Source organism: Pseudoalteromonas sp. 2CM32C (assembly GCF_023161925.1).
In the GTDB taxonomy this organism is placed as follows: Bacteria; Pseudomonadota; Gammaproteobacteria; order Enterobacterales; family Alteromonadaceae; genus Pseudoalteromonas; species Pseudoalteromonas marina.
In genome coordinates this window covers 447776-464917 of the sequence record NZ_JALNTI010000001.1, presented here as the reverse complement: position 1 = coordinate 464917, position 17142 = coordinate 447776, and the positions used below count along the sequence as shown (strand labels likewise).

The following is a 17142-nucleotide window of genomic DNA, read 5'->3' as shown; positions in this document are numbered from 1 at the left end:
CATTATGTTTAATACAGTAAAAATTACTTTATCAGGCGCTAAAAAGTATAGCTACTAAAGTGAGGATGTTTGATTATGACTTTTTAAAAAAATCGGGGCATTTAAATGCAGGGAGGAGGGGAGAAGTATTATTTGTGCCACAAACTAGTTTCACTAGATCGTGGCACAAGTTAAGTTAAAGTTTGTTAACTATTCGTATTTTCTGGCTTTTTTAGTTTTGATTACTGCAATGTATGCGTGCCAGCTTGCATAGCTAAGTAGTGGCATAATCACAATAAACCCAACAGCCCCAGTTACAAAACCAAGCGCAACCATTAGGAAAATGCATATTGACCAAACAACCATTGGCGCAAAGTTATTTTTAACGGCGTTAATAGATGAGACGATAGCTGTCATTATGTCTACGCGTCTTTCCATCATAATTTGTGGTGTAAATGCAGACACTGAAAAAACAGACACGAGTAAAACGCCACCTGCAATTGTACCAAGCGTTAAAAATGCTGACAGTTCTTCAAATGTTGGGTTAGCGTAGTTAGGGTATAAAGCATGAACAAGGGCGGCAATGCGCATCCACGCAATCATTATTACGAGTAATAATATTGCAAAGCCCCACTCTCCAACTGGGTTTCTAAACATCGACTTTAGCGAATGCCTAAAAGTGGGTTTGTGGCCTTTTTCGAGTTCCCATGCTACGTCGTATAGGCCGGCTGCGAAAGCGGGTCCAATTAAAACAAACGCAACAGTGGCGGGTAAAATTACAAATACGCTTTGTGCAAAAAATGCAGAGTAGATAATAGCTGCAGGAATAATACTAAACACTAGGCCATAAATTACAGTAAGTAACGGGGCTCGGGTCATATCTTTAAACGCAAGTGCTAACCAGTGAAAAGCAGCGAACGTATCTACTTTGTTACACTCTATACAGCGAGCAAATTCGGTATTTTTTTCAATTGTTTTTGTTGTAGGCATAAGTGGAGCTCCTCTATAAAGCCTCTATTTAGGTTTAGGTCATAAACGCTTTATTTACAAATATTAAACATACATACGGAGCTAAAATTAAAATTGTTCACTAAATAAACGTTTTATGTTTTTAGAAGGGGGGATTACAAAAGGAAATTTTATAGGAGGATTGCTGAAATCAATATTAATAAAGTACTACTTAACCTGTAGGCAGGTTAAGTAGTTAAATAATGCTCAGCCTAAGCTGATTGCTAGGTATTGTATCTCGTCACCATTTATTTGTGGCAAAAAGTAAATATCGTTGTATTTAAAATATTGCTGAGAGTTTATGGTAACTGGCTCAGCTGACGATGGTAGTTCATCGTAAACTTGCCCTAAGCTATAGTCGAAGACGTTGCCAATTTTAATAGCTTTGTTGCGTTGAATTATTGGCGCATCTACCACTTTATAGCCGCCGTTATCGGCAATATAAAAAACGTTCTGATAAGCGTAATATGTGGTGTTTCGATGTTTCATACGCGAATAATGTCTAGGAAGTTTTTTAATGCGCAGTCCGCGAGGTGGCATCACAGCGTGATAGCCTTTTTTAGCTTTTCGGTAGTAAATGCCGTCATTAAAGCTAAATGAAATTCCATTAAACCAAATAGAGGTACTTCTTCTTGGCAAGTGCCTTATGTATCTATTTTCTTTGTAATAACGCGGCTTATACCTATTAGTTAGGTAGTTATATTTATGATTGTCGAAACGTAGTTGTTGACGCTTTTCTTGCTGCTTTTTTTGCTTGTTCTTTTCTTTTTTACGGTCTTGGCGCTTTTCTTTTTTATGCTCTATGCGTAGTTTTTTTTCATGGCGACGTTCATCGCGCTTATACTCAATGCGTTTAGGGTTTTCGTGCTTATAATTTTTATGAGCTTCTCGCTCGTTGGGCGCTGCAATTGCGGTGCTTGAAAGCGCGCTAATGGCAATTATACCCGATAGTAAAAATGTAAGTTTCATAGTGTGCCTCGTTTATGTTGTTACATAACTAGGCTTTATATTAACCTCTGAAACTGAACATTAACTGACCTATTTAATGTTTGGACGTTCCTTTACATTGCTTTACGTAAGCTAAACAGTTTCTTACTTATTATTACAGTTTTAAACAGGGCGCTTTAAACAATCTATACATGTGGTGAAAAAAGGGTGCAGGTTAAAATTAAAGACTAGCTTATAAGCCAAGCTATTAAAATTTAAATCATTTTAATAGCTTGTTCATTAGTGCTTAGCTGGGGTTAACAAATCTCATCGAGTAAATGCATCACACGTTCGCTGGCTGCTTCCATTTTATGAATATGCTTAATTGCAGATTCTTTATCGCCATTTTGAATTGAGTGCAGAGCCGCAACACCATTTTTATGTACTTCACTATGCGGGTTTTCTAATTGTTTAAATGCATTGGTGTGTTTAAATTCGGCAGACTGCTCTGAACTATACCACTGGCCTAATCGGCACATTGTATGGTCGCTAAAGTCATTAACTGACTTGTTGCTTTGGCCATTTGCTACTGCATAAATGTCACCTTTCCATACAACATGATCTAGTTTAACGGTTTGAATAAACGACAACGTAGCAGCCTGAGAAATCGTATTTTTCATATTGTTACAAAAATCGATAATTGAAGTGTAATCGGTATTCAGTGCATCAAAATTATCACTTAGGTGCGAACTATTTTCTTTAATACCTTCTACTGATACCACTGTTTCATCTGTTTTGTTAATAATTTCTTTTACTAGGTCGGCCACTTCTTGCGCTGACTTATTCGTGTTTGTTGCTAGCACCCTTACTTCATCTGCTACAACACTAAAGCCTCGGCCAGCTTCACCCGCACGGGCAGCTTCAATAGCAGCGTTAAGTGCTAATAAATTTGTTTGATCTGATATTTTACTAATTGTTGAAACAAACGTACTGATTTTACCGGCCATACTGGCTAGGCCTGAAATGTTTTCAGTCATGCTTCCCATTTTACTGGTCATTAAATCCATTTCTTTGACAATATGATTTAGTGAGCTATTTGATTTTTCGAGCAGGGTGTTTATCTTATCGCTTACTTTGTTTTCTTCATCAATTTTAGAGTAAGAGCCCAATACGGTTTGTCTTATATCTTCGATTTGAGCAACACCATTGATAGAGCTGGAAAGTAATGAGTGAGTGAAACTATGATCTTCATTATTATTTGGGTTATTTAACTCTTCAATTAGAGAAGTATTTTCATTGATAAGCGTTGTATTTTTATTACGTAAACTCTCAATTTCTTTTTTTAGTTGGTCATTTTCGTTTTTCAATATCGAGTAGGTTGAACTTAAAACAAACATATTTAGACCTTGATTTTTAAAAATAATTTACATTTAGTTATCATTATAGAGGTAAAATTTTATTGAGCCTATATTTATAATCACTGTTTTCTTTTATTGAACTCATATGGTGATAAATTTTTGTTAACTTTCACCATACATTATTAAGTTCAAAGTCCTTGGTTAAAGGTTGTTTTTATAAAATCCGTAAAAATGCCACTAGGTCTGTTTGTTCTTGCTTGGTTAAATTAAGCTTTATAAGCAGGTCGGTGGTTTTAGGGAAGTGTGGGTCGTTTAGTTGGTTTTTTCGTGGTCTTGGTCTAGCTCCGCCATGGTTATACATACTTACGATGCCGGCTAAATCGTCAAATAAGCCGTTATGCATCCACGGAAATGTTTGCATTAACCCTAATAGCGATGGGGTTCTAAATTGGCCAATATGCTCAGAGTTGTGGGTGGCATCGTAGCGGCCTTTATCTTCAAAACGGCGGCCGTAATAATGCAGCCCTGTGCCATGGAATTGGTTGTCGCTGAGTAGTGCGCCGTTATGGCAAGTCATGCATTTAGCTTTAGTTCTAAATAGGTGCAGGCCATTTAACTCACTATCACTTAGGCTATTAACTGCTTGTATTGGATTTTTATTAAGCTGCGTTAAAAAAATTTTATAGCGGCTATTTGGCGGTGCTAATGTGCGCTCAAACGCAACTAAGGCTTTTGCCATTTGCTCTGAAGTGAGGGTATTACTATTAAAAGCACTTTGATTAAATACACTGTAGCTTTTATCTTTATTTACCCGCGCTAAAGCTATCTCAGGGTCTAAGTCCATTTCAATTGGGTTTGCTATGGGCATTAGCGCTTGTTGCTCTGCCGTGCTTGCACGACCATCCCAAAAAAAGCTTTGCCACTGATCAATACCAAAAATAGCAGGGGTGTTACGTGTGCCTATTTGCTCGTCAATGCCTATGGCAGTTGTACGGCCATCATGAAAGCCTTTGTCGCGATCATGGCAGGTTGCGCAGCTAACGGTATTATTACGCGAGAGTTGCACATCATGAAAAAGCTTGTCACCTAAAGCAACATGCTCAGGTTTTGGCGAGGCTACAGGCAAAAGCGACATGGGCTCAACGCTTCTTCCGTCACTGGTTTGAATAGCAGGCCAATGAGCTTGGCCTTTGCTATAATGTGAGCGTAAATCGTTATTGTTTAAAGCTTTAGAATCAGCCGTAAATAAGAATACAGCAAGGGCTACAAAAATAACTTTAATCATACTTGTAGCTCAGCTCTAACCAAAACACTCGACCAGGCTCAATACCTGATGCGCCCTCTGCAACTGTATACGTTCTATCATTTAATAAATTAGAAATATCAGCACGTAACTCTAAGCTTTGGTTGCTGGTCAGCTTATGTTTGTATTTTAAACTTAGGTTTAGCATTGTCCTGGCACGTATAGTCTGTTCTTGGTAAACATCAAATAGAGTGGAAACAACTGGGCAGCTAGCACAGACATCCTCTATATCAATACTTTCGCTTCCTCCTGTACTTACAGCTGTATCGTAGCTTCCTGAATATGAGATATTTAATCCAGTGCTAAATGAATCGACCCAATCTACGTTCCAGCCTAAGGCTGCTGTGATAGGTGCTCCAAAATTAGTTCGTATCTGAGATAGTTGACTTAATGTGACCAGTGATCCTTCATCTTTTGCATTAACATAATAAACGAGCTCATCAAGTGGGGTGTTATCTACGGTTGCATTATAATTGTCATTTGATATTTCGTTCTCGGCATACGATGTATTTGCCCATACTGAATGGGCACCAAATTGTGCGCTCCATGCTAGTGAAATACGTTCTGAACTTCCCGTTCCTTCATTACTAATATTAATATAAGTGTACCCATCAAGATCTGTTTCGTCTGAAGTAGTGCGAGAGAACTGCTGATGTTTTTTACGTTTTATGTATTTTAAAGACACATTACCCATTGTCTCAAATGCGTGAGCGATACCCAGTGCAAGTTCATCATCGTAAGGGGTATCCACGTCATTAAATCGATATTTAAAGCTACCAGTGTAATTTGAATCTAACCAGTTTTGTAAATATCCACTTTCGATAGGTCTGTATTGCAGGTACGAAAACTGCTGTTGCTCTTTTATTTTATAACTGATAATTGCAGAGTCGTAATAGCGGTTAAGGCCGGCACTAATAATGGTTTTTTTATTATCAAATACGTCGTAACCTAATGAAATTCGCGGTGCTACATCATGGTTTTGTAAAAAGTCATCATAGCTGTAGCGCATACCTAAATTCACATCCAGTTTGCCATAGTTAATATGGTCGGTAACGTAGAGTGCGTTGCGATTTAAATTTACATCTATGTATTCAGCAGGGCTAACAGTTCGGCCATTAAAAAATTGCGCTGTAGTAGTTATATTATTACTGTATGCGGTGACGTGCTCCGAGTTGTTAAAGTCAATTTCCCCACCTAATTGCTCAGCTAATTCTTCTATAGGGATAAGAGTTTCGAGTGCTTGACAATCAAGTGAATAACCACTGCAATTAAGGGGTGTAGTAGCACTAGACCATATAACAGGCGAACTGTAGTTATAGCCATCTTGAAAACGCTCACGTTCTATTTGCTGATATTTAATTTCTGCACCAGCCACAACTGAGTGGGTTAATCCTAAAAATTTAAAAGTTTCTAGATTAAATGTATTTTTCCAATTGGTAGTAAATTGGCGGTTATCTAACACGCCATAACCACCTTGGCGTGAAAAGCGTTCGTCTGCATCACCTTGGTTAGCGTATTGTCCCCAGTCTTTTCCTTTTGTTTGTAGCCAATTATAAAAATGCGCTGGGCCATCTCGGCTACTATCACTTATGTTAAAGCTTAAATTACTTGCCCATGTTACATATTTAAAATCTTGCTTTAATTGTATTGCGCTACCATAAGCGCCACCTTCTAACTGATAGTCACTATCAAGTGCATCAGTAATAAAACCATTCACCTCGTAGGGGGAATAGATCATACTTATCGTAAAATTATCAACCCAGCCGTTCTTATAACCATATTTAAATATAGCGTTAATGTTACGGCGGCTTTGGGTTTTTGTTTGCCCCAGTGATAAGTCACTTATATCACTGTTAAGGTAATTTAAACTAAACATCACACCGTGGCGTTTATTAAGTCGCTTTTTACCGCTCAATGAATAGCTTATTTTTTCGTATACTGGAGCCTCTAATTCAGCTTCATCTGTACTGCTTTGCTCAGTTTGATCGTCGGCTTGAATATAATGATAATCAGCCCAATCACTGTGATTTCCGCGTACAGTAAAGCTAAAACTATCTTTGCCAAATGTTTCTTTTGTTTTGGTATCAACAACACCGCCAGAAAAGCCACCAAATTCAGCCGGAATGTTATGGTCGTACACAGTGATTGACTCAACTACATCAGAGTTTACATTCATGCTTTGCACACCGCCTGACACGTCATTACTTGATGATGTTAAGCGGCTACTACTGGCGGGATCAATACGATTATTGTAGTTCATACCATCAAGTGAAAAACCTGTTTGCCAAGGTTGGGCACCTGAGATGGATATTTCTGGCGCACTTATCTCTGCTAAGCTTTCAATGCTGAATGCCTCATTGCTTAATTGTACGCCAGGTAAAAGGGCAATTAGCTCATTTATGTCGCCATTCCCTTTGGCTGTTGCATCAATAAAACTGCGGTCTAAATACGAACGACCAATAACTTCAGGAACTTCTATTCCTATAAATTGGCCTTTGACTTCAATGTGTTCGATAGCTTCACATAAACTTTTTTTTTCATCAGTGAGTGTGCTGCAATCTTCAGGTGGGGGAGGAGTCTGTTTTTGCTCGGTCGCACCATATGATTTATGGGCAAGCAAAAACAGACACGCATAAATATAACGTGTCTGCATTGTTTTCTCTTATTTAGTTGCCAATTGGAGTGCTGTCTTCGCTATCAGCAATATCATCGTTGTCAGCATCTTCATCGGCTGTTAAACCCGAAGCGGCAATATCTTCATCAGTTACATTTGCTAAGAAGAAGTTTGGAAGCCCGTCGTTATCAGTATCAACACTGGCAACACGGTTATCTCTAAAGTCATCTTTGCTTGCAATTAATTCAGCCATTGTGGTGTAAAGGTCAAGTTGGTCGGCTTCACCATTTACCTCGTTAGTGACAAGCGCTGTCGCTTGCTCGTATTCGCCAAGTAAGGTATGTGCTTCGACTAAATCTTCCATGGCATCAATAATGACAGTATCGGCTTGCGCTAAAATAAGCGTTTCAATATCAGCGAGAAGTGCTGAGGTTTGTGTTTTCACACTACTGTAAGTGCTGGCAAAGTCAGTAATACTGCCGGCATTAGCCCCCATGCTAGAAAGCATGCTGTAACGCTCCCAAAAGCCAGTTGCAGACGGGCTAAGTAGTATTGTTTCATTTTTTAGTGATTCGAGTACTTCAAGTAGTTGGTCACTTGTTAACGTGCTTAAATTTTCGTTTACTTCAACTATTGCACTATTAAATGTAGTTAAGGCTAAGTCGGTAAACCCTGCGTTTACTAAATAACCTAATGTTTCTAATCGGTATTCAAAGCGGTCTTCAATGTCATCTAATACACTAATTTTACTAAGTAATTGCGTGTTTATTGCGGGGATTTCGTCAGTCAAACCACCGCGGTCAAGTGATACCATTACATTGCTGTGAACAACAATTGCAGAAGTGTCGGTTAAAGTTCGTAATGTGCCTGTATTTAGTTTATTTAACATGGTTAAACAGCGATTTGCGGCAGCAGCAGTATCTGCGCCGACTTCTCTACTAATGGTGACTAGTAAACCACAGCCTTTATAGCCAGCTAAGAAAGAAGTAGATGACTCTGCACTTATGTATTCGTCAGATGAAATAAACTCACCCGCATACGTTAATACGTCTTTCGCTTGTTCGGTATACCCGTACTGATATAAAATTTGCGCTGTGCCTGCGTTGTTGTCTGTTTCCACTAAACTTCTAAAAAATTCATTATAATCACCTTCCTCGGTAAAAAAGGTAAAGGCCTCAGCGGCTGCATCGTCCACTGAAGAGCCCGATATAATACTTTTAGCTACGCTGAAGCTATACATAATTTGATTAGCACCACTGATATCAAAATCAGATGAAAGTAAGGCAAACGCAGGGTTCTCCTCAAGATCGTACAGGCCTTCTAGTAATCCGGCTAGAGTTTGTAGTGGGTAAGTATAAGTACCTAAATTGGCTTCAGTGTATTCTGAAACAGCAAAGTCATAGTTGCTATCTATGCCCGTTATACCATAAAACGACAGCGCTAGATTTACGTATTCTCGAGCTAACTCAAGCGAGTTTGCACGAAATAAAATCTCTGCTGCCCATGCGGTATAAAGCGCTTTTAGTCTTTGTGTTTTTTTACCTTTAAATTCACCGCTTTTGTGAATTTGGTAACCTGTGTTACTCGAAATGTTTACCAGTGCAGCAGCGAATGTTTGTGCTGTAAGCTGATTGGTATCAGTTGGGTCAGCTGCATATACGTCTAATGCACCTTCGGCTGCATTTTTAAACGCTGTTTGAAAGTAACCATACGTTTTTGTGTACTCTTCTTCACGTACAATCTCTGCGTAGCTGTTAATGGTATTTAGTAGGGTTTCTGCTTCTTCAGTTTGCCCTACATCCATATAATCATTTAATAAACCAAGTAACCAAGACGCATCACTACTGTTTATATTTTCAAAGCCCTTTTCAGCTAAGTACTGGTTGTAAGCGGCTAAAGCGCGTGAGCGATATTGTGCACCTTGCTCTTTTTCATTGATGCTATCTAACGCAACACCTACATCTCTTAGGCCTCCAGCAAGAGCTGTTTGCTCGTTAATGAGTAATAAATAGTCTTCGGCTGTATCTAAAAACCCAGCACGTGCATACGCCGCTGCTTGAACTTGGTATACGGTATAACGTGAAATTTCATCGTTAATGCTTTCGTTTACAATATCGGCTTGTTTTAAGTGTGATTTACTAGAGCTGTAGTAAAAATTACGTTTGTCTTCATTTGTAACATAAGAAGGGCTTAGTGTAATACTGGCCGTAATTGGTTCATCAATTACGCCATCCGTATAGCTTATTACGAATGCTTCATTAACTGAACTTAATGTTTGCGCTTCAAAGATAAACTCGCCCGTGCTTTCGTTTATTGTAATTACACCATTTTCAGGGGAGGTTATCAGCGTAAATGTTATTTCATCTCCATCGGCATCAACTACATTAATAGTCCCCTCTGTTGTTGATGATGAGGTAACAAATACGTTTGTTGTTTGTAATACCGGCGTATCATTAACATTTTCGACCGTAAAGTTTAGCGTTACATTTGAACTAAGAGAACCATCGCTAACTGAAATTGAAGCACTATCGCTACCAAAAAAATCGACGTTCGGGGTATAGGCAAACTTACCATTTGCTTCTACCTGTATAGTCCCGTTACCTGGTGCATTGGCAAGCGTGTAGCTTAAGGCGTCATCGTCGGTGGCTGTTACTTGGCTTGAAAAAGTGGTGTCTTCGTTTACAGTAAAACTTAAATTAGGTTGAGAAAACTGTGGAGCAGTATTACTAGAGCCACCGCCACAACCTGCCAACGCAAGCGCGCATAATATTGGGGTAAATTTAATTAGCTTGTTCATTATTGTTAATATCAAAAGTTAATGATGTTGCGAATGATAATACATATCAATTAGATTTTAAAGTGCGAAGTGTTTGTCATACTAATAGTGAGTATCCATAAAGTACTTATAAGGCAGCTAAAGCACAAAACCCTGCTATTAACAGGGCTTTATTGTGAGTAAAAATGAGATTAGCAAAGAGAGGGTGGTTATTAGTTTAAGTCGCTAATAATAAGAAGCGGAAAATTTTTAACTGAACGAGGTTGCCAATTATTATAGCTAATATTGCTAATTCCAAAATAGTTAAGCACCTTAGGTGAATACGTCCAGCCACGCGCATGTTGCTTTATGGCGGCGCTGCGTAAACTGGGTTTTAGCCCTACAGTGAGTAGGTCGTGATTTACATTTAACTTTGTGTAAAAGGCTTTTTCGCGCAGGCTTGCTTTATTTATCACCTCATCGTAATGGGCGCGTAATGTCTGCCACTTTTGGCTTTTTTGTGGCTCTTTTAAGTGCTTTACCATGGCATCAATATCACTATCTAACCATTTAGCTGAGGCAGCATCCCCATGCCAGCCGATAATCGTATTGGGCTCAATTGTAGTAGGGTGCCCAGCAAGCAACACATAATTAGCACACGACGAAAAGCAAAACTGCTTTATGTTTACCGTTAGCTTATGCGCCAAAATTAATTCGGCTAAGTCCATCCCTAAATCTATGTTTCCGCCGCCGCTGGTAATCGTAAATGTATTAATTGTAGGGTCAGTTTTTAAAAGCTCAGCTGCCGTATTGTTATTTTGTTTGTTGATTTGGCCACTGTATATAATTGTTTTATCACTTAAGGTTACTTGAGCCTGCAATAACGTGGGGAGTATTAAAAAAAGGGTAAAAATTAATTTATACATATAAGTTTTAAGTGAGTATTTTTGCCAAAGGCTACGTAATTTGGCTAAAAGTGGCAAATACTAATTTGGCTAAAGTAAGTTAACCCCTTTTGACCACTCTTAACTTTGCCCTAATAAACTATCTGTAATGATTTAAATTAGGCACAGTTAAATGGATTATTTTAAAAAGCGGCTTTACGTAGTGAACGTTAAGCCGCTTTTTATGATTATTAGTAGGGCGTATTCCTTATAATACCAATCTGCAATAATACTTAATCATTTTGAGGGGCTAAACGTGTCGCTATCTGCGTTAAAAAAACTCTCATTTACGACTGCATGGATACAGAAGGTAGAGTAACGCAGGAGCAATTGCTGAGAAGAACTAAATAGCCAATTTTTTGCCTAGCTATCAACACGTTTTTCCATCCTCAAAATAGATCACTTAATTAAGCATATTGGTATAAATGATTATTCGGCTTCAGCTTGCTTGGTTTTTCTAAACATAAACTCAAGCGGAATATGTAGGCGTTTTGCCCACGCGTTTTCGGTATGATCTTCTCCTGGGAAGTATTGGCTTTGCCATAACTTTGCTGGGTATTTATGCGCCATAAATAAATCATCAATTTGCGCTTGTAGCTTAGGGTACATAGCATCTAAAGTGCTGTCGCCATAATCAAAATACACTTTTTGGTTACTCAGCTTTGCGATGTTGTTGGCAATGTAATTTTTAAACTCGGCAAATACTTCGTCGTCGTGACTAAAAATACCCGGCCAGTGGGTCGACATGCTAATAGCGCCGGCAAATTCGTTGGGGTAATTAAGTAGTGTGTACCACGATATAAGCCCACCCATGCTAGAGCCACCAATATAGCGGTGCTGCGTACCTTTGTTTACATTGTAGTTAGACTCTATATGCGGAATAACTTCTTTAACTAAAAAGCGTGAGTAGTTATCAGAGTACACCTTAGAGGCAAATAAATTGTGGCCTGGGTATTTTTCTAACTGGTATAGGGCATTTTGCTTTTGTTTGCTTAAGGCTTCAAACGGTTGTTGTGGGTAGTATTCGCTGTGGCGGTTTTCTACGGCGTTTGGAATGCCTACCACAATAAATGGGCGTACTTTGCCTTGCTCTATTAATGAGCCGGCTACTTCATCTACGCGCCATTCTTGCTTGTTCCATGTGCTATTGGCATCAAACAGCATACGACCATCGTGCATGTAAAGTACATCGTAGGTGGTGTTTTTGTTGTAACCTGGCGGTAGCCATACATTTAAAAAACGGTTTTTTACAAACTGTGATTCTATATTGTCAATCACCTCAATGTGGCCCTTGCTTACTTGCACTTTGGGCGTGTTTGCATAGCTGGTATGCACTACAAACATTGATAAGCTAAACAGTAAAGCAACTAATTTCATGGTGGCGTCTTAGCATACAAAAAGTGCACTATCACAAGCTTGTATTGTTAATTCAATGTGAATACGTATGCACTTATATTTAGACAAAAAATGCACACGCATACAGTTTATAAATCGCGGTGCTATTGCTTAACGCCGCGTTTAGATTATTTCTAAGTTAAATTGTTTTTAATACTGTAAAACTAATAGGCCTTAGTTTATTTAAAAGAATAAATAAAAAGCCATTATAAAATGGCTTTAGATAATTAATAGGTTGGTTGGGTTTAACGCAGGGTGAGTTGTTGGTTTATTTCATCAAAAATACCTGCGTCGTCTATGGTTGAAGGTATTTGTAGTTCGTCGCCATCAATAAGTTGGCGTAAATTTTTACGTAGTATTTTTCCGGAGCGAGTTTTAGGTAAGCGCTCTACACTAACTATATTTTTTAAACATGCTATGGCGCCAATTTGATTGCGCACTGAGGCAACAAGTGCCTTTTCGACTTCTTCGCTTGACCCTGTAAAGTCATTTTTAAGTACAATCATGCCCATTGGGAGCTGGCCTTTTAGTGGGTCGTTAACACCAAATACAGCGCATTCGGCAACCGCAGGATGAGCCGCTACAATTTCTTCCATTTCGCCGGTAGAAAGTCTGTGGCCTGCAACATTTATAACGTCATCAGTGCGGCCCATTATGAATAAGTAGCCGTCTTCATCTATATATCCGCCATCGCCAGAGAGGTAGTAGCCCTCGTATTCACTTAAATAACTGGCTTTAAATCGGGCTGTGTCTTGCCAAATAGAGGGTAAGCATCCGGGTGGTAAAGGTAGTTTTATAACTACGGCCCCTTGTTCGTTAGCTGCGCATTCATTACCGTCCATGTCGAGTATACGAACATCAAACCCCGGTGTAGGTACGGTTGAACTGCCAGGTTTGGTTGTTAATGTTTCTATTCCTACTGGATTACATGCAATGGCCCAGCCTGTTTCGGTTTGCCACCAATGATCGAGTACCGGAAGTTGAGTTTTCTCTTTTAGCCAATTGTATGTGGGCGGATCGAGGCGTTCGCCTGCTAAAAATAATCGTTTTAAACTAGAGGTATTATATTTTTTAAAGCCTTCAGCATTAGGATCTTCTTTTTTGATTGCTCTAAATGCTGTGGGGGCACTAAATAAGGCGCTTACTTTATATTCTTCCACTACTCGCCAAAAAGCAGTGGCGTCGGGAGTACGCACAGGTTTGCCCTCATATAATACGGTTGCACATCGGTACATTAATGGTGCATACACAATATAAGAGTGCCCAACTACCCAGCCAATATCTGAGGCGGCCCAAAATACCTCGCCTGGCTCCATACCGTAAACAGTTTTCATACTGTAGTTCATCGCTACGGCGTGCCCGCCATTTTCACGTACAACACCCTTTGGGGCGCCTGTTGTACCTGAAGTATATAAAATATAAAGTGGATCGTTGCCATTTAAAGGTGTTGGATCTGCCGCCTGTGCGGTTTGCATTGCGTGTGTCCAATCTATATCGCGTTTGTTGACCATATTGGCAGTAACTTGGTCGCGCTGATAAATAATACAGTGATCTATTTTATGATTGGCAAGCTCTATGGCGTCATCAATAAGTGGCTTGTATTCAATGATGCTATCGACCTCTACACCGCAAGAAGCGCTCAGTATGAGTTTAGGTTTTGCATCGTCTATACGAACGGCAAGTTCATGCGCTGCAAACCCACCAAATACTACGGAGTGTATAGCGCCTAAGCGAGCACAAGCTAACATACCAATAACAGCTTGTGGGATCATGGGCATGTAAATCACTACACGATCACCTTTTTGTACACCAAGTGCTTTTATTACGCCTGCAAATTTAGCGACTTCTTGTTGTAGTTGATTGTAAGTATAAGTTTGCTTTGTATTGGTAACAGGCGAGTCGTAAATCAGCGCAGTTTGGTCACCAAAGCCTGCAATTACGTGTTGGTCGAGCGCTAGAAAGCTGGTATTTAATTGTCCATCACTAAACCAATGATAAAGGCCGTCTTTATCCTGCGTATATGCTTGGTTTGGTGTTTTGTACCAGGGAATGTTTTTACTTTGTTCTAGCCAAAACTGGGCTGGGTTTTGTTTAAAGCTCGTGTATTGCTGTTTATACAGGCCTGACATAATAGGCTCCTAAAACTAAATATGTATGAGAGACCTTACAAAAGGTAGGCTTTTTTATGTGCCTAGGCTATTCGACCTTGGTCGGCTAAAAGTTAATCACATGGTTAATATGCAGCTGCAGTGAGTTTGACAAATTAAGGCGCGCGGCTCAGCATAGCCTCATATTTGTAAGGAATTAATTGTATGAGTGACGACGTTAGAGTGGGTGTTGCCGTTATTATTATGCGACAAAACACTATTTTATTAGGTGAGCGAATTGGTGCGCATGGTGCAAATACATGGGCAACGCCGGGTGGACATTTAGAATTTGGCGAAAGCGTTGAGCAGTGTGCAATACGCGAGGTATTTGAGGAAACAGGGCTCAATGTTAGTCAAATAACTAAACTTGATTTTACTAACGATATTTTTAGTGCTGAAAACAAACACTACATTACTTTGTACGTAAAAGCTGATTACGATGGTGGTGAGCCTGTGCTAAACGAGCCAAATAAATGTATACAGTGGCGCTGGTGCGATATTAATAACTTACCTTCACCACTGTTTACATCACTTAAAAACTACTTAACTACAGCAACACTCACGGCTTAGTTGATGGGCTTAATATTAACTTTTTAAAGCTCACTTGTGCGTAGTCACCGTTTTGTTTGTCGAGTGCCCACTCGCCTGTGCCTAAACAGCCAGGGTACCAAATACCTTTAGACGATTTAGTACTACATTGGTTATAAGCACCGGCCTTGAAATAATGCCAATCGGCAGCATAACCATGCGGGTGATCTTTGTCGTCCACTTTGCTGTAGGCATCAACATTGTTTCCTAAGTTAATTGAGTAGTTAACATCCTCTTTGCCTTTTGCGCTAAAGGTAAGGTGCATTACATTACCATGTACGTTTACGGTATAGCTAAAATCTTCACCAAGCGCTATACCTTCAACACCCGGATCATTAGGGTTTTCCCACGTGTTTCCCCATACTGGGTATGTAATATCAGTTCGGTTAGGATCTGTTTTTGGTAAGTTACGTTCGTAGTTCCAAAATACGGAGCCCATTTTATGGCCAGGCCATTTTTTGTAATAAATTTTAAGAGGCTCATTGCCCCAACCATAACCCAGTTTTGTATCTATTAGGGCTTGGTCTTTACCCGCATGAATTTGTCCTACCACCACAGAGTATGCGGCTTTTTTACTTGAGTCTGTTGCGCGCAATGCCACATGATCAACCTTCAACGTGGCTTCCATTTTTCCACCTACAGAGCCAAAGCGCTCAGAGAGTGGATGAACAGCTAATGCAAAATTATTTTTTGAACTTTTTGTTTTTATTTTTGTGTTAGTACCGCGGATCATTTGCCTTAACTCACTGCGGGTGTTGGTAGAGTTAGCGCTGGTTAATGCTTTATTTGGCGAGGTGAATACCATGTAACCTTGATCGTCAAGATAGAAAAAATCAGGGTGCGCGTAAGTTTGAATTTCTTCAACATCAATTGTGTCTATTTTACCGTCGTTGTTTAAATCAACAGGTACGTTTATTTTCCATTGTGATAAATCAAACTTTGATGCAGGAACAGGTGTATTGCTATCAATAGGTGTGCTTGTATTTGCGCAGCCCATAAACAGCAACGGAGTAACAGCAGCCAGTGCCGTGAGTTTAAAAGTAGATGTTAGGTTTTTCATTGTTGTCTCTGTGTGATGATGTTAATGAAGGACAATATCGACCTTGATTAACGTTAATCTAACATACCAATTTAAAATATCAACATTACCAATTGCTGTGGTTTTTATTTTTTACTTTTTACATTTGGTTATACCAATGTGGTTTTTGAGCTTTTTTTTAGTGTATTTACGTTGTGCCTTTTTAATATGCTTTGTGAGCCATTTTGTCATTTTTGGCATGAGTTCTGGTGCAAAATTATGGCCCATACCAGGCACTATTTTTAGTTTTGCCTTTTTTATTAGCATGGCCGTTTTTTTACCTTCACCCACATTAATGACTACATCATGACTACCATGAATGACTAATGTAGGTGTTTTAATTTTTCGAATTAAATGTTGCCTATCTTTACTGGCAGCCATTGCAATGAGCTGGCGTTTGTAGCCATTAGGGTTGTTTGAACGCTCAACTATTTGTGTTGCATGAAGCCGAAGGGCGGCTTCTGTTTGTGGGTAAGCGGGGCTGCCAATTAGTTGGTTTAGTTTAATGTTGTAATTAATTGCTTCATCACGGCTTGGTGTTTTTGGTTTTAATTTGGCAAGCTTAATAAATACGCCAATGCTTTTGGCACTCAGCCTTGGCAAGCTTGAACTTGACATAATAGTGGTTAAACTTAGCACCTTTTTCTTATGTTGCGCAGCTATTAGCTGGGCAATCATTCCACCCATAGATGCGCCAACAAAGTGGGCTTTTTTAATTTTAAGAGCGCTCATAAGCGCCAATAAATCGTTTGCCATATCATCGAGCAAGTAAGGGGCTTTAGCGTGTATTGGTAAGCGTTTACTTAACCACGATTTAAATAAGCTGGGGTTTGTGTGGTGATCTAAATGAGTAGAAAGACCTGTATCACGATTATCAAAACGGATAACTCTAAAGCCATTGTTAACCAAACCATAGTATAGTGAATCTGGCCATACGGTCATCTGAGCACCCAAACCCATTATTAGAATAACTGCAGGAGAGTGTTTATTGCCTTCATCTTGATAGTTAAGCGTTATACCGTGCGGTGTTTTAATTGTTCGCATAG

General features: G+C 39.3%; 12 protein-coding genes. 1 reads left to right on the top strand and 11 read right to left on the bottom strand.

Annotation, left to right across the window (positions count from 1 at the left end):
- Positions 1–189 precede the first annotated feature (189 nt).
- The 9 genes from MTF67_RS02150 to MTF67_RS02110 all read right to left on the bottom strand — a co-directional run bounded on the left by MTF67_RS02150 (position 190) and on the right by MTF67_RS02110 (position 14412).
- Positions 190–969, bottom strand: a complete 780-nt coding sequence (locus MTF67_RS02150) for a DUF2189 domain-containing protein (RefSeq protein ID WP_006791813.1) — start codon at positions 967–969, stop codon at positions 190–192.
- A gap of 225 nt (positions 970–1194) precedes the next feature.
- Positions 1195–1956 (bottom strand): DUF6515 family protein, encoded by a 762-nt coding sequence (locus MTF67_RS02145; RefSeq protein WP_248518583.1) that lies wholly within the window; start codon positions 1954–1956, stop codon positions 1195–1197.
- Positions 1957–2231: 275 nt separating this feature from the next.
- Positions 2232–3311: a methyl-accepting chemotaxis protein gene (locus tag MTF67_RS02140; RefSeq protein WP_008128866.1), complete on the bottom strand. Its 1080-nt coding sequence runs from the start codon at positions 3309–3311 to the stop codon at positions 2232–2234.
- 175 nt (positions 3312–3486) lie between these two features.
- Complete coding sequence (locus tag MTF67_RS02135; RefSeq protein WP_248518582.1) at positions 3487–4557, bottom strand: cytochrome c peroxidase; 1071 nt, start codon at positions 4555–4557, stop codon at positions 3487–3489.
- Positions 4550–7228, bottom strand: a complete 2679-nt coding sequence (locus MTF67_RS02130; RefSeq protein WP_248518581.1) for a TonB-dependent receptor plug domain-containing protein — start codon at positions 7226–7228, stop codon at positions 4550–4552. The genes MTF67_RS02135 and MTF67_RS02130 overlap by 8 nt, the downstream gene beginning before the upstream one ends.
- Positions 7229–7241: 13 nt before the next feature.
- On the bottom strand, positions 7242–9986 hold the full coding sequence (locus MTF67_RS02125) for an Ig-like domain-containing protein (protein WP_248518580.1): 2745 nt from the start codon (positions 9984–9986) through the stop codon (positions 7242–7244).
- A gap of 191 nt (positions 9987–10177) precedes the next feature.
- On the bottom strand, positions 10178–10870 hold the full coding sequence (locus MTF67_RS02120; RefSeq protein ID WP_248518579.1) for a hypothetical protein: 693 nt from the start codon (positions 10868–10870) through the stop codon (positions 10178–10180).
- Between the two features lie 447 nt (positions 10871–11317).
- On the bottom strand, positions 11318–12265 hold the full coding sequence (locus MTF67_RS02115; RefSeq protein WP_248518578.1) for an alpha/beta fold hydrolase: 948 nt from the start codon (positions 12263–12265) through the stop codon (positions 11318–11320).
- A 263-nt stretch (positions 12266–12528) separates the two neighbouring features.
- Positions 12529–14412, bottom strand: coding sequence for a propionyl-CoA synthetase (locus tag MTF67_RS02110; protein ID WP_248518577.1), 1884 nt, complete (start codon positions 14410–14412; stop codon positions 12529–12531).
- A gap of 183 nt (positions 14413–14595) precedes the next feature.
- Between MTF67_RS02110 and MTF67_RS02105 the strand changes: the two genes are divergently transcribed.
- Positions 14596–15000: an NUDIX hydrolase gene (locus MTF67_RS02105; protein ID WP_248518576.1), complete on the top strand. Its 405-nt coding sequence runs from the start codon at positions 14596–14598 to the stop codon at positions 14998–15000.
- On the opposite strand, the gene MTF67_RS02100 is transcribed toward MTF67_RS02105, so the two are convergent.
- Positions 14990–16078: a polysaccharide lyase family 7 protein gene (locus tag MTF67_RS02100; RefSeq protein ID WP_248518575.1), complete on the bottom strand. Its 1089-nt coding sequence runs from the start codon at positions 16076–16078 to the stop codon at positions 14990–14992. The two genes, MTF67_RS02105 and MTF67_RS02100, sit on opposite strands and share 11 nt — an antisense overlap.
- A gap of 111 nt (positions 16079–16189) precedes the next feature.
- A complete protein-coding gene (locus MTF67_RS02095; RefSeq protein WP_248518574.1) occupies positions 16190–17140 on the bottom strand; it encodes an alpha/beta hydrolase in 951 nt (316 codons plus the stop codon).
- Positions 17141–17142 lie beyond the last annotated feature (2 nt).